19 protein-coding genes are annotated in these 20,174 nt (G+C 67.6%); 13 read left to right on the plus strand and 6 right to left on the minus strand.

The features are described from left to right. Window positions 1-80: 80 nt before the first annotated feature. From DS843_RS00525 to mazG, 13 genes are all read left to right on the plus strand, one after another. Window positions 81-2,402, plus strand: coding sequence for a sensor histidine kinase NtrY-like (locus DS843_RS00525; RefSeq protein WP_149466948.1), 2,322 nt, complete (start codon window positions 81-83; stop codon window positions 2,400-2,402). Continuing rightward, a complete protein-coding gene (gene ntrX / locus DS843_RS00530; protein WP_149466949.1) occupies window positions 2,392-3,792 on the plus strand; it encodes a nitrogen assimilation response regulator NtrX in 1,401 nt (466 codons plus the stop codon). Before DS843_RS00525 ends, ntrX begins: the two co-directional genes overlap by 11 nt. Window positions 3,793-3,857: 65 nt before the next feature. Next, window positions 3,858-5,234 (plus strand): Trk system potassium transporter TrkA, encoded by a 1,377-nt coding sequence (gene trkA / locus DS843_RS00535; protein ID WP_149466950.1) that lies wholly within the window; start codon window positions 3,858-3,860, stop codon window positions 5,232-5,234. A gap of 42 nt (window positions 5,235-5,276) precedes the next feature. Then, on the plus strand, window positions 5,277-6,137 hold the full coding sequence (locus DS843_RS00540; protein ID WP_149466951.1) for a D-amino-acid transaminase: 861 nt from the start codon (window positions 5,277-5,279) through the stop codon (window positions 6,135-6,137). Then, window positions 6,134-6,832: an HAD family hydrolase gene (locus DS843_RS00545; RefSeq protein WP_149466952.1), complete on the plus strand. Its 699-nt coding sequence runs from the start codon at window positions 6,134-6,136 to the stop codon at window positions 6,830-6,832. The genes DS843_RS00540 and DS843_RS00545 overlap by 4 nt, the downstream gene beginning before the upstream one ends. Window positions 6,833-6,925: 93 nt before the next feature. Next, window positions 6,926-7,174 carry an RNA chaperone Hfq gene (hfq, locus tag DS843_RS00550; protein ID WP_035675971.1) on the plus strand — a complete coding sequence of 83 codons (249 nt, stop codon included), beginning with the start codon at window positions 6,926-6,928 and terminating at the stop codon, window positions 7,172-7,174. Window positions 7,175-7,226: 52 nt separating this feature from the next. After that, entirely contained in the window at window positions 7,227-8,486 is a 1,260-nt protein-coding gene (gene hflX / locus DS843_RS00555; RefSeq protein WP_149466953.1) for a GTPase HflX, read from the plus strand. Window positions 8,487-8,657: 171 nt separating this feature from the next. Next, window positions 8,658-8,942, plus strand: coding sequence for a hypothetical protein (locus DS843_RS00560; RefSeq protein ID WP_149466954.1), 285 nt, complete (start codon window positions 8,658-8,660; stop codon window positions 8,940-8,942). Window positions 8,943-9,044: 102 nt separating this feature from the next. Further along, window positions 9,045-9,575, plus strand: coding sequence for a hypothetical protein (locus DS843_RS00565; protein ID WP_286191857.1), 531 nt, complete (start codon window positions 9,045-9,047; stop codon window positions 9,573-9,575). Window positions 9,576-9,607: 32 nt separating this feature from the next. Next, a complete protein-coding gene (locus DS843_RS00570) occupies window positions 9,608-10,396 on the plus strand; it encodes an inositol monophosphatase family protein (protein ID WP_286191858.1) in 789 nt (262 codons plus the stop codon). A 133-nt stretch (window positions 10,397-10,529) separates the two neighbouring features. Beyond that, window positions 10,530-10,880, plus strand: coding sequence for a hypothetical protein (locus DS843_RS00575; protein ID WP_208852162.1), 351 nt, complete (start codon window positions 10,530-10,532; stop codon window positions 10,878-10,880). Window positions 10,881-10,968: 88 nt separating this feature from the next. Then, window positions 10,969-11,400, plus strand: coding sequence for a hypothetical protein (locus tag DS843_RS00580; RefSeq protein ID WP_286191859.1), 432 nt, complete (start codon window positions 10,969-10,971; stop codon window positions 11,398-11,400). A gap of 177 nt (window positions 11,401-11,577) precedes the next feature. Then, window positions 11,578-12,387, plus strand: a complete 810-nt coding sequence (mazG, locus tag DS843_RS00585; RefSeq protein WP_149466956.1) for a nucleoside triphosphate pyrophosphohydrolase — start codon at window positions 11,578-11,580, stop codon at window positions 12,385-12,387. Between the two features lie 218 nt (window positions 12,388-12,605). On the opposite strand, the gene DS843_RS00590 is transcribed toward mazG, so the two are convergent. From DS843_RS00590 to hyfB, 6 genes are read right to left on the minus strand one after another with little or no spacing between them, the layout of a single operon-like run. Further along, complete coding sequence (locus DS843_RS00590; RefSeq protein WP_149466957.1) at window positions 12,606-13,127, minus strand: NADH-quinone oxidoreductase subunit B family protein; 522 nt, start codon at window positions 13,125-13,127, stop codon at window positions 12,606-12,608. A 10-nt stretch (window positions 13,128-13,137) separates the two neighbouring features. After that, entirely contained in the window at window positions 13,138-14,679 is a 1,542-nt protein-coding gene (locus tag DS843_RS00595) for a hydrogenase large subunit (RefSeq protein WP_149466958.1), read from the minus strand. Between the two features lie 10 nt (window positions 14,680-14,689). Beyond that, window positions 14,690-16,147: a hydrogenase 4 subunit F gene (locus DS843_RS00600; RefSeq protein ID WP_149466959.1), complete on the minus strand. Its 1,458-nt coding sequence runs from the start codon at window positions 16,145-16,147 to the stop codon at window positions 14,690-14,692. Beyond that, window positions 16,144-16,806, minus strand: a complete 663-nt coding sequence (locus DS843_RS00605) for a hydrogenase-4 component E (RefSeq protein WP_149466960.1) — start codon at window positions 16,804-16,806, stop codon at window positions 16,144-16,146. The genes DS843_RS00600 and DS843_RS00605 overlap by 4 nt, the downstream gene beginning before the upstream one ends. Before the next feature lies 1 nt (window position 16,807). Then, window positions 16,808-17,764 (minus strand): respiratory chain complex I subunit 1 family protein, encoded by a 957-nt coding sequence (locus DS843_RS00610; RefSeq protein ID WP_149466961.1) that lies wholly within the window; start codon window positions 17,762-17,764, stop codon window positions 16,808-16,810. Next, window positions 17,761-19,794 (minus strand): hydrogenase 4 subunit B, encoded by a 2,034-nt coding sequence (gene hyfB / locus DS843_RS00615; RefSeq protein ID WP_149466962.1) that lies wholly within the window; start codon window positions 19,792-19,794, stop codon window positions 17,761-17,763. The genes DS843_RS00610 and hyfB overlap by 4 nt, the downstream gene beginning before the upstream one ends. Window positions 19,795-20,174: the final 380 nt, after the last annotated feature.

Consider the following 20,174-nt stretch of genomic DNA (forward strand, 5'->3'; position numbering starts at 1 on the left):
TCGAAAGGCAGAGGGGTTGCCGCTTGGCAGGGCGGCAACAGCTCGTGTATCATTCTGGCAACAGACTGGTTGCCGGATTGATGTCGCCCACACCCCCTGAGACCGCCACGCCGCTTTGGCAGCAGTTCCTTCGCTGGGCAACCCGTGTCGGGTTGGCGAAGCGGCTTGCCTTCGCGCTGTCGCTGGCAGCCCTGGCAGCGGGCTTCGCGACCTACACGGCGCTGACGGAAAGCGCCCCCTTCGGGGAGACCAACCCGCGCACGGTCACGCTTCTGCTGACCCTCGATCTCGCGCTGCTGCTGCTGCTCGGCGTGCTGATCGCCCGGCGCATCGTCTATCTGTGGATCGGGCGGCGGCGCGGCCTCGCGGGGTCGCAGATGCATGTGCGGCTGGTGGCGGTGTTCAGCCTGCTCGCCATCGCGCCGGCCATCATCATGGCCATCTTCTCCACGGTCTTCTTCTACGTCGGCGTGCAGTCCTGGTTCAGCGAGCGGGTGCGCACGGCGGTGAACGAGTCCCTGGCGGTCGCCAGCGCCTATCTGCACGAGCACCAGCAGAACATCCGCGCCGACGCGCTCGCCATGGCGAACGACCTGAACCAGGAGGCGGCGCGCCTCGCCAGCGATCCGGAGCGGTTCGAACAGGTGGTCGCCACCCAGGCGATGCTGCGCGCCCTGTCGGAGGCCATCGTCTTCAACGGGACGACCGGAGCCATCGTCGCGCGCTCCGGCTACACCTTCGCGCTGGAGTTCGACCCGATCCCCGACGACAAGCTCGCCACCGCCCGCCACGGCGAAGTGGCGATGATCGTCAGCGAGAACGACGACCGGGTGCGCGCCCTGGTCCGGCTGGACCGCTTCGCCGACACCTACCTCTATGTCGGGCGCATGGTGGAGCCGCGCGTGCTCTCGCACATGGCCTCGGCGGAGGGGGCTGTGAGGGAGTTCGGGGCGCTGGAAAGCCAGCGCGGCAGCCTTCAGATCACCTTCACCCTGATCTTCCTCGTGGTGGCGCTCCTGCTGCTTCTGGCGGCGGTGTGGGCCGGCCTGATCTTCGCCACGCGGCTGGCGCGGCCCATCAGCGCGCTGATCGGCGCCGCGGAGCGGGTGCGCGCCGGCGACCTCACCGTCCGCGTGACCGAACCGCCGGGCGAGGACGAGCTGGGCCTGCTGTCGCGCGCCTTCAACCGCATGACGACGGAGATCGAAAGCCAGCGGCACGAGCTTCTGTCCGCCAACCGGCTGATCGACGAGCGCCGCCGATTCACGGAGACGGTGCTGGGCGGCGTGTCGGCGGGCGTGATCGGTCTGAACGCGGAGGGGCGGATCACTCTGCCCAATTTCTCGGCAGCGCGCCTGCTGGGGGTTGACGACGCGGAGAGCATGATCGGGGTGAAGCTGGCGGACCTGTCGCCGGAAATGGGCGAGCTTCTGGCCCACGCCCCGGGCCGCCCCGGCCGGGTGGTGCAGGACCAAATCCAGATCCGCCGTCCCGGCACGACTCCGTTGACGCTGCTGGTCCGCATCTCCACCGAAGGGCGGGGCAGCGGGGAAATCCGCGGCTATGTCGTCACCTTCGACGACATCACGGAGCTGGTGTCGGCGCAGCGCAAGGCCGCTTGGGCCGACGTGGCGCGCCGCATCGCCCACGAGATCAAGAATCCGCTGACCCCGATCCAGCTTTCCGCGGAACGCCTGCGCCGCAAGTACCTGAAGGAGATCACCAGCGACACCGAGGTCTTCACCATGTGCACGGACACCATCGTCCGGCAGGTGGACGACATCCGGCGCATGGTGGACGAATTCTCGGCCTTCGCGCGCATGCCGCAGCCGGTGATGAAGCCCTGCAACCTGAACGATCTCGTGCGGCAGGCGGTGTTCCTGCAATCCAGCGCGCACGCCGGGAAGATCAAGTTCGAGATGGAGCTTCCGCCGGGGCCGCTGACCGTTCCCTGCGACAGCCGCCAGATCAGCCAGGCTCTGACCAACCTCCTGCAGAACGCCGCGGACGCCATCGAGGGGCGCCCGCCCGCCACGGACGGCGCGGAGTTGCCGCCCGGCCACGTCTCTATCCGCATCCAGGCCGACGCCGAGCGCATCGCCATGATCGTGGAGGACAACGGCAAGGGCCTGCCGACCGAGGAACGCGACCGGCTGACCGAGCCCTATGTGACGACCCGCGCCAAGGGCACGGGGCTGGGGCTCGCCATCGTCAAGAAGATCATGGAGGACCATGGCGGCGTGCTGACCCTGGAGGACCGCGAGAGCGGCGGGGCGCGCGTCGGTCTGGTCATCCCCAACACGTCCACCACCACCGGCATAGCCGCGGGCGAAGCCCCCGGCGGCGTTGGCACGCCGGCGGAGACCGGCGGAGAGAAGAGGCACGCAGCCCATGGCGCATGACATTCTGATCGTCGACGACGAAGCGGACATCCGGATGCTGATCGCCGGCATCCTGAACGACGAAGGCATGAAGACGCGCGAGGCCGCAGACGCCGATCAGGCGTTCGCCCAGGTCGCCGCGCGGCGGCCCAGCCTCGTGGTCCTCGACATCTGGCTCCAGGGCAGCCGGCTGGACGGGTTGCAGATTCTCGAACAGCTCATGCGCGATCACCGGAACCTGCCGGTCATCATGATCTCGGGCCACGGCAACATCGAAACCGCCGTGTCGGCGATCAAGATCGGCGCCTACGACTTCATCGAGAAGCCCTTCAAGGCCGACCGGCTGCTGCTGATGGTCGACCGCGCCATCGAAGCCGCCCGGCTGAAGCGCGAGAACGAGGAGCTGAAGCTGCGGGCCGGCGGCGACGTGGAGCTGATCGGGCGGTCCACCGCGGTCAACCATGTCCGCCAGAACATCGAGAAGGTGGCGCCGACCGGCAGCCGCGTCCTCATCACCGGCCCCGCCGGCTCCGGCAAGGAGGTGGTGGCCCGCCTGATCCACGCGCGGTCGCGCCGCAACGGCGGTCCCTTCGTCGGGCTGAACTGCGCGACCATGCGTCCCGACCGGCTGGAGATGGAGCTGTTCGGGACCGAGGCCGGGGTGGACGGTTCCGGGCGCAAGATCGGCACCTTCGAGCAGGCGCACGGCGGCACGCTGCTGTTGGACGAAGTGGCCGACATGCCTCTGGAAACCCAGGGGAAGATCGTCCGCGCCTTGCAAGAGCAGGTGTTCGAGCGGGTCGGCGGCGGCCAGCGGGTCGAGGTGGACGTGCGCGTGGTCGCCACCTCCAACCGCGACCTCCAGGCGGAGATCGAGCAGGGCCGCTTCCGGCAGGATCTGTTCTACCGTCTGGCGGTCGTGCCGATCCGGGTGCCCTCGCTCGCCGAACGGCGCGAGGACATCCCGTTCCTGGCCCGTCACTTCATGCAGCGCTCCGCCGAGGCGGCCGGCCTGCCGGCGCGCGAGTTCGGGGAGGACGCCATGGCGGCACTCCAGGCCTACGACTGGCCGGGCAACGTGCGCCAGCTCCGCAACGTGGTCGACTGGCTGCTCATCATGGCCCAGGGCGACCCCAAGGAAGCGATTCGCGCCGACCAGCTTCCACCGGAAATCGGCGCCATCACCCCGACCGTCCTGAAATGGGACAAGGGCGGCGAGATTATGGGCCTGCCGCTCCGCGAAGCCCGCGAGGTGTTCGAGCGCGAATACCTGCTTGCCCAGGTGACCCGTTTCGGCGGCAACATCTCCCGCACCGCCTCCTTCGTGGGGATGGAGCGTTCCGCCCTGCACCGCAAACTGAAATCGCTCGGCGTGCACGGCAACGAAAAGGGCAAGCTGTTCGTTGACTGATGCTCTCCTCCGGCAGCGAGGGGGCTTGGTGATCGTGCAGGCGGGCAGGGAAGGGTAGCAAGGCCGTGAAGGTCATCGTTTGCGGAGCCGGGCAGGTCGGCTCGAACATCGCGCGCTATCTGGCGTCCGAAGGCAACAACGTCACCGTGATCGACCATTCGCCGGAACTCATCCAGCGGATCAGCGACACGCTGGATGTCCAGGCCATGGTCGGCCACGCGTCCCACCCCGACGTGCTGGAGGCGGCGGGAGCGGGCGAAACCGACATGATCATCGCGGTCACCCAGATCGACGAGATCAACATGGTCGCCTGCGAGGTCGCGCACGCCCTCTTCAACGTGCCGACCAAAATCGCGCGCGTGCGCAACCAGAGCTATCTGAAGCCGATCTGGGCGGACCTGTTCAGCCGCGACCACATGCCGATCGACGTCATCATCTCGCCGGAGATCGCGGTGGCGCGGGCCATCGCCCGCCGGCTTCAGGTGCCGGGGGCCTTCGACATGATCCCGCTGGCCGACGGCAAGGTCCGCGTGGTCGGCGTGCTGTGCACGGAAAGCTGCCCGGTGCTGCACACGCCGTTGCGCCAATTGACCGACCTGTTCCCCGACCTGGGGCTGGAGGTGGTGGCGATCATCCGCAACGACCGCTCCTTCATCCCCGGCGGCGACGACCAGATGCTTCCGGGCGACGAGGTCTATTTCGCCTGCGACAATCGCCATCTGGACCGCGCGATGTCGGCCTTCGGCCATGAGGAGGTGGAGGCCCGCCGGATCATCATCCTGGGTGGCGGCAACATCGGCCTCTGTCTCGCGGAGGAGCTGGAGGCGAAATACCCCCAAGTCAGTGCCCGCATCATCGAGATGAACCGCACCCGCGCCCAGTTCGTGGCCCAGCGCCTGTCGCGCACCATGGTGCTTCATGGCGACGGGCTGGACCCGGAGATTCTGGAGGAGGCCAACGTCCGCGCCACCGAAACGGTGGTCGCCGTGACCAACGACGACGAAGGCAACATCCTGTCCTCCCTGCTCGCCAAACGGCATGGGGCCAAGCGCGCCATCACGCTGATCAACAAGGCGTCCTACACGTCGCTGGTGTCGCCGCTGGGGATCGACGCGGTGGTCAGCCCGCGCGCCATCACGGTGTCGAACATCCTTCAGCACGTCCGACGGGGCCGTATCCGCGCGGTGCACAGCCTGCGCGACGGCTTCGCCGAAGTGCTGGAGGCGGAGGCGCTGGAAACCTCCGCGGTGGTGAACACGCCGCTGCGCGAGGTGAAGCTGCCCTCCGGCGTCATCGTGGGGGCCATCGTGCGCGGGGACGAGGTCATCATCCCGCGCCCCAACACGGTGATCCGCCCGAAGGACCGCGTCATCATCCTCGCCACAGCCGGCCAAGTGAAGAAGGTGGAGAAGATGTTCGCCGTGCGGCTTGAATTTTTCTGATCGTCTCCCGTATCGTTTTGGCTACCAACCAAAAGAACATCCATGGCTCAATGGGCATACGTCAACGGCCGCTACCTGCCGCACCGGCAGGCGACGGTTCATGTGGAAGACCGCGGCTTTCAGTTCGCCGACGGCGTCTATGAGGTGGTCACCCTCCTCGACGGGCGCTTCGCGGACCTGGAGGGGCATATGGAGCGTCTGGGCCGCAGCCTGTCGGAGCTGCGCATGGATTGGCCGGCGGCCCCGCGCGTCGTGACGATGGTCGCGCGTGAGCTGGTCCGGCGGAACGGCGTCGTCAACGGCTCGCTCTACATCCAGGTCACCCGCGGCGTCGCTCCGCGCGACTTCAGGTTTCCCGCCCACGCCTCCCCGACGCTGGTGATGACGGTCAAGCGCGTCACCGCCTTCGCCAAGCCCGAACAACTTGAGAAGGGCGTGGCCGTCGTGACGGTTCCCGACATCCGCTGGGGCCGTCGCGACATCAAGACGGTCGGGCTCCTGGCGCCCGTGCTGGCCAAGCAGCAGGCCGCGGAAGCCGGCGCCTACGAGGCGTGGCTGATCGATCCGGACGGCACGGTGACGGAGGGGTCCTCCTCCAACGCCTGGATCGTCACCCGGGACGGCACGCTGGTCACCCGTGCCCCGTCGGAGAAGATCCTGAACGGCATCACCCGCCTGTCGCTTCTGCGGCTGGCCCGCGAGCGCGGCATTCCGGTGGAGGAGCGCAGCTTCACGCTGGAGGAGGCGCTCGCCGCCCGCGAGGCGTTCGTCTCCTCCGCCGGCACCTTCGCGCTTCCGGTAACCCGGATCGACGGGAAGCCGGTGGGCGAGGGCAAGCCGGGGCCGGTCGCGATGACGCTTCGGCAAGCCTATCTGGACTATGTGGCCAGGAGGGCGTCTTGAGCGATCCCGCCGCCGTCATCGACCGTCTGCCCGTGCTGCCGCGCGCCGTCCTCTACGATTGGGACAACACGCTGGTGGACAATTGGGGCACGGTGCGCGCCGCGCTGAACCACGCGCTGGTCACCTTCGGCCATCCGCCATGGACGGAGGAGGAGGCGCGGGCGCGCATCAAGCAGTCGCTCCGCGACAGCTTCCCCCGCATCTTCGGCGAGCGCTGGACCGACGCCCGCGACCTCTTCTACGCCTATTTCGAAGAGCATCACCTGGAGCATCTGCAACCCCTGCCGGGTGCCGAATCCCTGCTGCGCGGCTTTGCGGAGCGCGGGATCTATCAGGCGGTGGTGTCGAACAAGACGGGCCGCTTCCTGCGCGCGGAGGCGGAGGCGCTGGGCTGGAGCGGCTATTTCGGCCGGCTGGTGGGCGCCCAGGACGCGGAATACGACAAGCCTCACGGCGCCCCGGTGCTGATGGCGCTGGAACCGGCGAACCTATCGCCCGGACCGGACGTCTGGTTCGTCGGGGATGCGGATATCGACATGGAATGTGCCCATGGCGCGGGAATGGTGCCGGTGCTAATAGGGGCGGGCGAGGGGAGCGGCTTCACCCGGTTCCCTCCGGCGCACCGGTACGACACATGCCACGCATTGTGCGGCTTGGTGGGCAGCGGTGGTGACACCATATCGGATGACCAGTAGTCGAGACGGTTGCGACCAACCATGACCTTATCGCTGCAGGGGGCGGGCTTCCAACAAGAGGCCCCAAAAACACTGAAGAAGGGGGCGACATAAATGTCTGAAAAAAGCCAAAATGTGCAGGACGTGTTCCTCAATCACGTCCGTAAGAACAAGACTCCCGTGACCGTTTTTCTCGTGAACGGCGTGAAACTTCAGGGAATCATCACCTGGTTCGACAACTTCTCGGTACTTCTGAGGCGCGATGCGCATTCGCAGCTCGTCTACAAGCATGCCATCTCCACCGTGATGCCCGCTCATCCGATTCAACTTTTCGAGCCGCCCAAGGAAGGTGAAAACGTCTGATCTTCCGACCAATGGCAACGGCCGGACGCCTGATGCCTCCGGCCGCGCCATCGTGGTCCACCCCGTCCTCCGCGCTGAGGCGGACGGGGTCCTGCGCCATCCCGAATCCTGTCTGGACGAGGCGGTAGGCCTTGCCCGCGCCATCGATCTGGAGGTCGTGCACGCCGAATGCGCGCGGGTCAACCGCCCGCAGCCCTCGATCCTGCTGGGGTCGGGGACGGTGGAGCATTTCGCCCAGCTCGTGGAGGAGACGGAGGCGTCCCTCGTCATCCTCGACCATGCCTTGTCCCCGGTGCAGCAGCGCAATCTGGAAAAGGCGCTGAAGGTCAAGGTCATCGACCGCACCGGCCTGATCCTGGAAATCTTCGGCGCCCGCGCCCGGACGCGCGAAGGCATGCTCCAGGTCGAGCTGGCCGCACTGACCTATCAGAAATCGCGCCTCGTCCGCTCCTGGACCCACCTGGAGCGCCAGCGCGGCGGCTTCGGCTTCCTCGGTGGTCCCGGCGAATCCCAGCTTGAAATGGACCGGCGCCTGATCGGCGACCGCATCGTCAAGATCAAGAAGGAGCTGGAGGACGTCCGGCGCACCCGCGGCCTGCACCGCAAGGCGCGCGCCAAGGTGCCGTACCCGGTGGTGGCTCTGGTCGGTTACACCAACGCCGGCAAATCCACCCTGTTCAACCGGCTGGCCAACGCCGACGTCTTCGCCAAGGACCTGCTGTTCGCCACGCTGGACCCGACGATGCGTCAGGTGACCCTGCCGTCCGGGCGCAAGGTGATCCTGTCGGACACGGTGGGCTTCATCTCCGACCTGCCGCACGGTCTCGTCGCCGCCTTCCGCGCCACGCTGGAGGAGGTGGACGCCGCCGACATCATCCTGCACGTCCGCGACGTCGCCCACCAGGACAGCGACGCCCAGAAGGCCGATGTGCACGAGGTCATGCGCGACATGGGCATCGACCCGGACGCCGACGACCGCGTGATCGAGGTGCTGAACAAGATCGACGCGCTGGACGAGGAGTCCCGCGAGGCGATCCTGGCCCAAACGGCCCGCAACCCGCGCGCCGTCGCGGTCTCCGCCCTGTCGGGAATGGGGATCGCCGACCTCGACCGGCTGCTCGACCAGCGGATGAACGCCCACCGCCACGTCGTGGACCTGTCCGTCGCGTTGGGCGACGGGGCGGCGCTCGCCTGGCTCTATGCCAAAGGGGAGGTGCTGGACCGGCAGGACGACGAGGCCCAAGCCCACATCCAGGTGGCCATCGACCCGGCGGATCTGGCCCGTTACGAGAAACGCTTCGTGCACGGCTGAACTTTGGCCATAACGGCATCGGGCGCGTCATAATTCGTTCGTACACATGCGACGACATGACGCGTCCGATTTCAGATCCGGTCTACGACGTCCGAGGTGTAGCCTTTTCCCAACGCGCTCCCGATATCTGAGATCGGGGACCGATGGGTATCCCCGGGAGGAGGCCCGCCTATGCGTTTGCAGACCGATCCAACACACTTTTCGATCACCGCCTTCCTGGCCGATCAGGTGACTCTGGTCGCCCGTCAGGAGCAGTTGTCGCCCGGTGCCGCGGTGCTGCGCATCCAGGAGTTGTCGCGCGATCCCGCTGGTCGCGCCCGTCTTCTGGAAATCATCAGCGACGCTTGGCGCAAGGAAACCAACCCTACCGAAAGCAGCAAGATCGCCGCCCTGCGGTCCGAGTTGGCCGCCTGGACGCTGCATTCCACCCCCAGCGACAGCCTGCCGCGCTCCTGACCGGCGCAGGCGTGCCGGGACGCGGATTTGTCCGTGGCTATAAGGCGGGCAGGGCGCCATAATGGATGCTCAGCCCGCTCTTCTTTTCTTTGCCGGAATCCCTTGCGCGTTCTGACCGTTCTTTTGCCCCTGGCTGTTCTGGCCATCGCGGGCGTCACGGCCGCCGCCGAGCCGGTGCTGCCACCGGGATTCGTGGAGGAACCGCCGGTCGCCCCCGAAGATCCCTTGCCGCCGGAACCGGCGGAGTTCCCGCCAGCGCCGTTCAGCCCTCTGGTCGTGGCTCCGGACCCGAAGGAACTTCTGAAGGCCTGCAAGGAGTCCACCTTCACCGACTGCTTCCGCCTGTGGCGTCCACCGCCGCCGCCACCGAAGGAGGAGACGCGGGAGGCGCGCGACGTGCCGCAATCCCCACCCGACCCGAACGCGCCGCGCAAGCCGCCGGAGCCCGGCCCGCTCACCGGCACCCCGCCCGCCCCGAACCCGACGGCAGATCAAGCCACCTATGACGCATTGGTCAAGGCATTGAAAGACAGCGGTTTGGACGGCAAAGTCATGCTGCCGGACCCGCCGAAGGATGGCGGAACCGTTCTGAGACTCGACCCCCGATCCAACAAAGCGGCACCGAAACCGTGACAGATTTTCCGATTCCCTGCCCGATCCCCGACGTGGACCGCGTTTCCGCGCTGATCCGCGATGTCGCGGAGACCGAGATCCTGCCCTATTTCCGCGATCTGGCGAACGCCGGTATCCGCGAGAAGACCGGGCCGGCGGACCTCGTGACCCTGGCGGACGAAGCCGGTGAACGCGCCCTGACGCCACGCCTGATGGACCTGCTTCCGGGCAGCACGGTGGTGGGGGAGGAGGCGGTGTCCGCCGACGAAACCCTGTTGGACCGTATCCATGGCGACGCCCCGGTCTGGATCATCGATCCCATCGACGGCACCCTGAACTTCGCGAACGGACGTCCGCTCTTCGCGGTGATCGTGGCCCTGGCCTGCCGCGGCGAGACGGTGGCCGGCTGGATCTACGATCCCTGCGACGGGCGTACCGCGACGGCGGTGAAGGGGCAGGGCGCCTACCTGAACGGTGCGCGCGTGCGCGTCGCTCCGGCGGTGCCGCTGCCGGAAATGACCGGGGCGCTCTCCACGCGATTCTGCTCGGAAGAGCTGGGGCGTCAATTGGACGAGCGTGGCCGGTCGCTCGGCCCGCGGGTCTGCCTCGCCAGCGCAGCGCAGGAATATCTCCGCCTGCTGGAGGGCAAGGCCCATTTCTCCCTCTATCACCGGCTGATGCCCTGGGACCACGCCGCGGGTGTTCTGCTGCACGAGGAGGCCGGGGGCTACAGCGCGCTGTTCGACGGCACGCCTTATCGACCGACGGCCCTGAACGGTGGGGTGATGCTGACCCCCGACCGTGCGAGTTGGGAGGCGATGCACCGGCATCTGTTCGGTTAAGGCGGGGACGCACCGGACTACCGCGCACGTCCCCGGCGGGGACCGGATTCGGCGGGAACTCCCAGAGCACGGCGGCCTTATAGTGCCGAAGGTGCCGGAAACGGCCGCCGTGAGCCTTGCGGAGCGTCCGACCATGAAGGCCATTGCCCTGAAGCGCGTGCTGTTGGCGGCGTCATTGCTGGTGCCAACGGCCTGCGCGGACAGGTTTGCCGAGTGTCCGCCGTCGGGTGAGCGGGAGATGTCCACCGGATCGGCGCGGTGCGCTACCGATGCCGCGGCGCCGGAAGTCGCGCTGGACCATGGATTGGACCGCGGGTTGGAGGGCGAACCCGAACCGGTCCTCAGCGTGGCGCCGCCGCAGCGCCGCAAGGCAAGGCCGGCCATGCAAGCACAAACCGGTTCACAACCTGGCCCTCAGTCCCCCCGATCCTTGTCAGCGACTGTCGAAACCATGGCGAAGGGGGAGTCGGGGCAGCGTTACTGACTTCAGTTTTTTTCGATCTCTTGCGAATGTTCGGACCCTGCCGTTGGAACCCACCTTTGCCGGAGCCTGTTGGATCGGTGCAACAACGGTGGATGACCTGATGCAAACGGCCAACGTCCATGATCCTTCGAGCATCGAGAGCGTGTACCCGCGAAGCGCCTTCGACAACGATGCGCGGCAGAACGCAAGGGACAAGGAGGCTGTGGCGCACGGGGTGATGATCCTGTCGATGCCGGATGCCGACGGAAACTTCTCCCTGATGCCGTCCAAACGCCATGTCGGAGAGCCGGACAAGACCACTCATTCGATTTTTCTGTCGCCTTTGCTGGACAGCGCCGAGTATGGAGCGTTCGTTCAAAACGACACGGCCTACGGCGGTCCGATGGAAGCGGTAAACGCTCCGAAGGAGCCGAGCGATCCTTACCGGTCCTTCGTGGCGAAGGTGTTGCAGGCGGCACGCAGCGCCGATTTTCCTCCAGAACCGCCCGCGGAGCTTCTGACGGGATTCCGTGGAGGTTGAGGGACCGAGGAACGGTGGAGAGAGGGGCCGGCCCCTCCTCCGTCCCACAGCATACATTTTCCATAATCTTGCTTATATGATTTACGCGAACTGGCTGTCGCATGCGTCCTTTCTTCCGCCGGATGGGTCGGCTAAGGTCCCCTCCCTGATCCGTCCGCAGCCGAAGATGAAATTCACATGGCCCGCAACATTGACCGCCTGATCGACGTCATGGCCCGCCTGCGCGACCCGAACGGCGGTTGCCCTTGGGATCTGGAGCAGACTTACGCCACCATCGCGCCGCACACGATCGAGGAAGCCTACGAGGTGGCCGACGCCATCGAGAAAGGCGACATGCCGGCGCTGCGCGAGGAACTGGGCGACCTGCTCTTCCAGGTGGTCTATTACAGCCAGATGGCCCGCGAGGAGAATCTGTTCGACTTCGACGAGGTCGCGGGCGTCATTGCCGACAAGATGATCCGCAGGCATCCGCATGTCTTCGGTACCGACGAAGTGAACAGCGCCGATCTGCAGACCTCGCGCTGGGAGGAACACAAGGCCGCCGAACGCGCGGCGAAGGCCGCCGAGGAAGGCCGCGCCCCGTCCGCCCTGGAAGGCGTGATCGCCGGCCTGCCCGCCCTCACCCGCGCCCTGAAGCTCCAGAACCGCGCCGCCCGCGTCGGTTTCGACTGGACCGATGCGCGGGACATCCTGGACAAGATCGAGGAAGAGGTTCGCGAACTCCGGCACGAGATGGACAACGGTTCCGCCCCGGAGCGTGTGGCCGACGAGATGGGTGACCTTCTCTTCGCGCTCGTCAACCTTGCCCGCCGCCTGAAGGTAGAGCCGGAATCGGCTCTTCGCGGCGCCAATGCCAAGTTCGAGCGCCGTTTCCACCGCATCGAGGCCCTTTTGGCCGACCAGGGGCGCACGCCCAAGGACGCGACGCTGGAGGAAATGGAAGCCTTCTGGCAGCAGGCCAAGCGCGAGGAACGAGGCGAGTCCTGAAGAGGGAGCGGCGTTTTGGGGCGCTTTGCACGAGTTCGTTAAAGATTCTAAACATCCATTTGACGCTCGCCCTCCTGCATCCTCTTGAGTTGCGTGGACTTGGCGTTGATCGCTGCTGCATTGTTTCACACGGAGCAACAGTCTCCCTGGGAGAAATTATCTGCATTCATTGCAGGCTGTGATCTGCGCCGCGGTCCAGGCAGGCTTCGAACGGCTTGTTACCGCCCGGCGCTGGTTTCCAGCAGGGCCAAAAGGCCGGCCAAAAGGTCCGCCGGGCGGGGCGGACAGCCGGGAATGCGCAGGTCCACCGGCAGCACCTCCTCCACCGGCCCGACGCAAGCATAGCCGCCCGTGAACAGGCCGCCGCCGACGGCGCAGTCCCCGCAGGCGACCACCCATTTCGGGTCGGGCGTGGCGTCCCAGGTGCGGACCAGGGCCTCGCGCATGTTGCGGGCGACCGGGCCGGTGACCAGAAGCACGTCGGCGTGCCGCGGCGAGGCGACGAAGCGGATGCCGAACCGTTCCAGGTCGTAGATCGGGTTGTTCAGCGCGTGGATTTCCAGCTCGCACCCGTTGCAGGACCCGGCATCGACCTCGCGGATCGACAGGCTGCGCCCCAGCCGCGCCTTCGCGGCCATATCCAGCTTTCCGGCCAGTTCGGCCAGGGCGCGGTCGGAAGGCGCCGGGGCCGGTTCGGTGACCGGACCGCCGGTCAGGGAGGTCAGGATATGCTTCAGCATCGGCGGCCTCCTACAGGTCGTGCCCTGCGTAGGAACAGTTGAACGACTTGTTGCACAGCGGGAAGTCGGCCACGATGTTGCCCTCGATGGCCGCCTCCAGCAACGGCCACTGGAACCAGGATGGATCGCGGGGATGGCAGCGGGTGACGATGCCCTCCCCGTCCACCCGCACCCAGGTCATGATCTCGCCCCGGAAGGACTCCACCAGGGCCATGCCCTCCCCGCCCCGCCCGCTTTCGACCGGGACCGAGGGATGGTCCAGGCCGCGCGAAATGGCCGGCAGGCGGGCGACGATCTGCTCGATCAGGGACAATGACTGCTCTACCTCGCGGATGCGGACCCAGACGCGGGCGTTCACGTCGCCCTCGGTCAGCACCGGCACCACGAAGGCCAACGCGTCGTAGGGGGCGTAGCCAGGGCTGCGGCGGGCGTCCTGACCGCGGCCGGAGGCGCGTCCGACATGCCCCCCGGCGCCGAAGCGGGCAACCAGTTCGGCGGACACGAACCCCGTGCCGACCGTGCGGTCCTGCAAGGATGCCTTCTCGTCGTAGATGGCGACCAGCGGGGGGAAGCGCCGCCGCAGTTCCGCCACCAGTTCCAGCAGCAGGCCCGCGCCACGCTCCGGCAGGTCGGTCGAGACGCCGCCGGGGATCACACGGTCCATCATCAGCCGGTGCCCGAAACAGGAGTCCGCCGTGCGCAGCACCCGCTCCCGCAACTGGCTGGTCTGGGCGAGCATGAAGGCGAAGGCGGCGTCGTTGCAGATGGCCCCGACGTCGCCCAGATGGTTGGCGATCCGCTCAAGCTCCGCCATCAGGGCGCGCAGCCACACCGCCCGCGCGGGCACCTCGATGCCCAGCGCCGCCTCCACAGCGCGGGCGAAGGCGAGGCTGTGCGCCACCGTCGCGTCGCCGGAGATGCGGGCGGCCAGCTTCGCCGCCTCCGCCACCGGTTTGCCCTGCATCAGTTCTTCCACGCCACGGTGGACGTAACCGAGCCGCTCCTCCAGCCGGACGACCGTCTCGCCGTTGGCGGTGAAGCGGAAATGGCCGGGCTCGATGATGCCGGCATGCACGGGGCCGACCGGAATCTGGTGCAGCCCGTCGCCCTCCACCGGCAGGAAGGTGTAAGGGCCGGGGTTGGGCGCGGGGGCCGCCGGCTGCTCCGACAGGGGGCGGCGGATTCCCCAGGCGTCGTGATCCAGCCAGGGGCGCGGGTCGGTCGTCCGCTCCGCCGTCAGGCCATGGAGGTCGTGGGCGGCGCGCTCCAGCCGGTTGGCGGCGGGACGCACGGCGCTCAGGCTGGGAAAACGGCCTTGCGGGCAGTCGAGGCTGACCACCGCGACGTCGCCGGACAGATCCTCGCGGAAGGCGGCGTGAACCGCCTTCGGCTCCCCCCACAGGCCGAGCAGACTCCAGCCGTTGCCCTTCAATTCCTCGATCAGGCGCAGCCAGCCATCCCGCCCCAGGCGGTAGCGCGGCCATGGGCGGTGGCCCTCGACCGGCGTGCCGATGCGGTTCAACAGGCCGAACAGCGGTTCTTCCCCGTACATGCCGTCTCCCCTACCCCAGCAGCGCCGCGACGGTCTGGAACCACGCGACCAGCGGCCCCGGCAGCCAGACGCCCGCCACCAGCACCAGCGCCAGATGCGCGTAGAGCGGAACCAAGGTGCCTTTTACCGGCACCGACGCCACCGGAGCGCCGCTGCCCTCCACCGTTCCGGGCGCCCCGAAGCACAATTGCTGGACCCGCAGCACCAGCGCTCCGAACGCGACCAGGATGCCCAGCACCAGCGGCAGGGCCAGCAGCGGTTCCCGCGCGAAGGTGCTGGTGACCAGAAGGAATTCGCTCATGAAGACGCCGAACGGCGGCAGTCCGGCGATGGCCACCACCCCGGCCAGCAGGCCCCAGCCGAGCGCCGGATGGCTGACCGTCAGGCCGGTGATCCGGTCGATCCGCTGCGTCCCTGTCACCTGCACCGCGTGGCCGACCGCGTAGAAGATGGCCGACTTGGTCAGGCTGTGCATCGCCATGTGCAGCAGCCCGGCGAAATTGGCGAGCGGCCCGCCCATGCCGAAGGCGAAGGTGATGATGCCCATATGCTCGATGGAGCTGTAGGCGAAGAAGCGCTTCACGTCGCGCCGCCGGTAAAGCATCAGCCCGGCCAGCAGCAGCGAGGCCAGCCCCATGGCGATCATCAGCGGCCCCGGCGCGATGGCCTCGCCGTTCGCCGCCAACAGCATCTTGAAGCGCAGCACGGCGTAGAGCGCCACGTTCAGCAGCAGCCCCGACAGCACGGCGGAAATCGGCGTCGGCCCCTCCGCATGGGCGTCCGGCAGCCAGGCGTGCAGCGGCGCCAGCCCGACCTTGGTGCCGTAGCCGATCAGAAGGAACACGAAGGCCAGGTTCAGGATCGCCGGGCTGATCTTCGCGACATGGCCCATCAGCTCCGTCCAGGTCATCGCCGCCATGCCCGGCCCCATCACCGGCTGGGCGGCCATGTACATCAGGATGGTGCCGAACAGGGCGAGCGCGATTCCGACACCGCACAGGATGAAGTACTTCCACGCCGCCTCGATGCTGGCCGCGGTGCGGTACAGGCTGACCATCAGGACGGTGGTCAGGGTCGCCCCCTCCACCGCCACCCACATGACACCCAGGTTGTTGGCCGACAAGGCCAGCAGCATGGTGAACATGAAGGCCTGATACATGGCGTGGTAGAATCGCAGGTTCCGCTCGTCCAGCTTCCGCGCCGCGATCTCGTGCGCGATGTAGCCGGCGGAAAAGACGCTGGTGGTCAGGCCGACGAAGGCGGTGAGCGCGATCAGATAGATGTTGAAGGCGTCCACCACGAACAGCGCGTTGCTCGACGGCTCCAGCCCGAACAGGACCAGGGACGCCAGCAGCGTGACGGCGGAGAAGCCGATGTTCAGCCGTGCCCCCAGCCGGTGGCCGGGCACCAGGGCGAGGACGGCGGCGCCGATCAGGGGGGTGGCGACGATGACGGCGATGGCGCTCAATCGCTTTCCCCCCGGAAACTCTCGATCTTCTGCATGTCGAGCGTGTCGAACCGCTCGCGGATGTGGAACAGGAAGATGCCGAAGATGATGAAGGCCACCATGACGGAGAAAGCCACCGACATCTCCACCACCAGCGGCATGCCGGCCACCCCGACCGCCGCCAGGATCAGGCCGTTCTCGATGGACATGAAGCCGACCACCTGACTGACCGCGTTGCGCCGGGAGATCATCATCAGCAGGCCGAGCAGGACGACCGACAGGGACAGCGCCAGATTCTCGCGGGTCAGGGCGCTCGCGTCCTCCGTCACCGGCAGCACCAGCAGGATCGACAGGGTGACCAGCGACACGCCCGCCACCATGGTCAGCCCGATGCCCAGCGCCGGCTCGATGGTGCGGTGGATCTTCATCTTCACGACGATGCGGTGCAGCGCCACCGGGATCAGGATGGCCTTCAGGACCAGGGTCAGCAGGGCGGTGATGTAGAGGTGCGGCTCCCCGTGCGCATAGGCCTGCCACGCCGCCGTCGCGGTCAGCGCCAGGGCCTGGAGCGCGAAGACGTTCAGGAGGGAGAACAGCCGCCGCTGGTAGAGCAGAGCGAAGCTCATCAGCAGGACCACGGCCCCCAGCATGTGCGCGGCGTCATAACCCAGGTCGCTCACCTCACACCCCCCGCGACACGTAGAGGAAGATGGCGCCCAGCAGGCTCAGCAGCAGGGCGCCGCCCAGGAATTCGCCGACCCGGAAGACCCGCATCTTGGCGATGGAGGTCTCGAACAGCGCCAGCAGCGTCCCGCCGACGGCCAGCTTCGCCACGAAGACCAGCAGCCCCCCCAGCGCCGCGCCCACGCCGGACCCGGCGGTCGCCATGCCCCAGGGCGCGAAGACGCAGGCGATCAGCGCCATGTAGAGCAGCAGCTTGAGCATGCTCGCCGCCTCGACCAGGGCGAGATGGCGGCCGGAATATTCCAGCACCATGGCCTCGTGCACCATGGTCAGCTCCAGATGCGTGGCCGGGTTGTCGACGGGGATGCGGGCGTTCTCGGCGATCGCCACCATCACCAGCGCGATCAGCGCCAGGGCCAGGGAGATGCGAAGCCCCACCCCGCCCGACACCATGAAATCGGCGATCTCGGCCAGCGAGGTGCTGCGCACCAGGATCGCCACCGAAAAGACGATCATCAGCATCGCCGGCTCGGCGAGCGCCGCGATCATCATCTCGCGCGAGGACCCGATCCCGCCGAAGCTCGTGCCCGTGTCCATCCCGGCGAGCGCCAGGAAGAAGCGCGCGGAGCCCAGCAGAGCGATCAGCGCGATCAGGTCCGCCGTGGGGGCGAGCGCCAGTTGCGTGGTGAAGACCGGGACCAGCCCCGCCGCCAGCCAGATCGCCGTGAACATGATGTAGGGCACGGTGCGGAACAGCCAGGAGGCGTTGCGGGCCAGAACCACCTCCTTGCGCAGAAGCCGCAGCAGGTCGCGGTAAGGCTGGACCACGGACGGCCCCCGCCGCCCGACCAGCCGCGCCTTCACCAGCCGCACCCAGCCGGTCAGCAGCGGCGCCAGGGCCAGCACCAGCAGCATCTGGAGGATCTGATAGAGGGTGGCGAGCAGGATGGTCATCGTTGCGACACCGCCACCATCACCAGCAGGACGACCAGCGCCAGGAACATCAGCGTCAAATAGCGGCGGATGGTCATGAACTGCAGCCGGTTGGCCCGGTCGGCCAGCCAGTCCACGACGCGGGACAGCGGCACGACGACGGCGACCCAGGCCGGATCGGTCCAACTCACCGACAGGCGGGCGGGGCGCGTGTCGCCCGGCGCCGGCATGTCCACATGGTCGCGGGCGCGGAACACCGTGCTGCCGAAGGCGCGGCGGATCGGCTGGCCGAAGCTGGAGGCCGTGTATTGCGTGACCGCCGCCGGGTCCGGCCCGTCGAAGCCGCAGCCCCAGGGAATCGACCAGCGCACCCGGTCGCTCGCCTTGCGGTGGATGCCCAGAACCAGAACCACCGACAGCAACCCGATCACCACCAGCATGATGAGACCGTTGTAGGAATTGCCGATGGCCGAGGTCGGGGCCAGCCAGAACCAGGGCTGGTAGGCGCGCCCGTCGAACGGCCCGGCCTCCACCAGCAGGCGCAGCGCCGGCTCGAACAGGCGGATCAGCGGGGTCGGAAGCACGCCGAGAACGACGCAGAGCACCGCGGGAACCGCCATGCCCAGCCGCATCGCCCGCCCGACCTCCACCGCCTCTCCGGCGGCGCGGGAGCGCGGGCGCCCGAGGAAGGCGATGCCGTAGAGACGCACGAAACAGGCGGCGGCCAGAGCGGTGGCGAGCGCCAGTGCCGCCCCGACCACGGCGATCTCGATCTTCAGCGACCATTCCGACAGGGCCGGAGCGTTCAGGATGGCCTGGAACAGCAGCCATTCCCCGACGAAGCCATTCAGCGGCGGCAGCGCCGAGATCGCCGCGGCGCCGATCAGGGCCAGAACGGCGGTGGTCGGCATCCGGTGGATCAGCCCGCCCAGCCGGTTCAGGTCGCGCGACCCCGTGGCGGTCAGCATGGCGCCCGCCGCGAAGAACAGCAGGCTCTTGAACAGGGAATGGTTGACCACATGCAGCAGCGCCGCCGCCAGGGCGAGCGCCGCGATCACCGGCGTGTGCGCGGCCTTGAAGACCAGCGCCAGCCCCAGAGCGATGACGATGGCCCCGATGTTCTCCACCGTCGAATAGGCCAGCAGCCGCTTCACGTCGTCCTGCATCAGCGCGTAGAGCACGCCCATCACGGCGGTCAGCGCGCCGAAGCCCATGGTCACCCCGCCCCACCACCATTCCGGCTCGCCCAGCAGGTCGAACAGGACGCGGATCATCGCGTAGACGGCGACCTTGGTCATCACGCCGGACATCAGGGCCGACACATGGCTGGGTGCGGCCGGATGGGCCAGCGGCAGCCAGACATGCAGCGGCACCAGCCCGGCCTTCGACCCCGCCCCCAACAGGATCAGCACCACGACCAGCGCCGCGGCCCCGGCCCCCGGCGCCTGGGCGCGGATGGCGGCGAAGCTGTAGTCGCCGTGCACCGTCGCCAAAACCCCGAAGGCCAGCAGCAGGCAGGCCGTCCCGAAGCTGGCCATGACGATGTAGAGGCGTGCGGCTTTCGGCGTCTCCGCCTCCCGGTGGGTGGACAGCACCAGCAGCCAGGAGGCCAGCGACATGAACTCCCAGGACAGAAGGAAGGTGAAGGCGTCGGCGGCGATCAGAACCATGTTCATGCCCGCCAGGAACAGCGGGTAGAGCGGCAGGACCGGACCATCCTGCGACCCGGCATGGGAATCGTGATGCGCCCGCTCGTACCCCCAGCCGAACAGGCTGGCGGTGATGCCGCCCAGATTGACGACGATCAGGAAGACGGCGGACAGGGCGTCGGCGCGCAGATGGGCCTGAATCCAGGGCAGCCCGACCGGCAGGACCAGAGACGCGTCGGGCCCGCCTTCGGCGAGCCGGACCGCCGCCCACAGCGCCACCAGCGCGCAGGCTCCGGCCGTTCCGCCGTAGACGACCGTGGACGCCTGCGGCAGCCGCTTCGCCGCGGCCCCCGCGACGGCCACCGCGAACAAAAAGGCGATTGCCGAAACGACCAGTCCCAAGGTTGCGAATCCGTCTGGATTAGACCCACAATCAGTAAGGATGTTTCCCCCAACGAACGCAAGGGGAAAAACTCTGTCGTGTTCATCTCGGGGGTGCGCGTGCTTTGGGCGCCACGCGCACAGAAAAAAGGCGGCTCCTGAAATCGGGAGCCGCCGAAGTCTGTTCGGGAGGAAACGCAACCAAGTTGCAGGGGAAGATGTAGCCCCATTATGGTTAACGCGGCGTAAATGACGCCGCCTTTCTCTTTAACTATACTTTTTTGCAGCGGTGGAGCGCGCGACTCGCACCCCTTCGCCCCGACTCCGCACGCATCCCTCTCCCAGATCGGCACTGGCCCGAAAGGCCCGCTTCGCGTTATACGAAGCCCCCTTCCCTTCCA

Origin of the sequence: Roseomonas genomospecies 6 (genome assembly GCF_008365375.1) — a bacterium.
Taxonomy (GTDB): domain Bacteria; phylum Pseudomonadota; class Alphaproteobacteria; order Azospirillales; family Azospirillaceae; genus Azospirillum.

What these genes read in the sequence shown, in the direction of transcription:
- DS843_RS00525 (WP_149466948.1), top strand. Translation starts at nt 81, where the DNA reads ATGTCGCCCACACCCCCTGAGACCGCCACGCCGCTTTGGCAGCAGTTC.
- ntrX (WP_149466949.1), top strand. Translation starts at nt 2,392, where the DNA reads ATGGCGCATGACATTCTGATCGTCGACGACGAAGCGGACATCCGGATG.
- DS843_RS00540 (WP_149466951.1), top strand. Translation starts at nt 5,277, where the DNA reads ATGGCTCAATGGGCATACGTCAACGGCCGCTACCTGCCGCACCGGCAG.
- hfq (WP_035675971.1), top strand. Translation starts at nt 6,926, where the DNA reads ATGTCTGAAAAAAGCCAAAATGTGCAGGACGTGTTCCTCAATCACGTC.
- DS843_RS00560 (WP_149466954.1), top strand. Translation starts at nt 8,658, where the DNA reads ATGCGTTTGCAGACCGATCCAACACACTTTTCGATCACCGCCTTCCTG.
- DS843_RS00575 (WP_208852162.1), top strand. Translation starts at nt 10,530, where the DNA reads ATGAAGGCCATTGCCCTGAAGCGCGTGCTGTTGGCGGCGTCATTGCTG.
- mazG (WP_149466956.1), top strand. Translation starts at nt 11,578, where the DNA reads ATGGCCCGCAACATTGACCGCCTGATCGACGTCATGGCCCGCCTGCGC.
- DS843_RS00590 (WP_149466957.1), bottom strand. Translation starts at nt 13,127, where the DNA reads ATGCTGAAGCATATCCTGACCTCCCTGACCGGCGGTCCGGTCACCGAA.
- DS843_RS00595 (WP_149466958.1), bottom strand. Translation starts at nt 14,679, where the DNA reads ATGTACGGGGAAGAACCGCTGTTCGGCCTGTTGAACCGCATCGGCACG.
- DS843_RS00610 (WP_149466961.1), bottom strand. Translation starts at nt 17,764, where the DNA reads ATGACCATCCTGCTCGCCACCCTCTATCAGATCCTCCAGATGCTGCTG.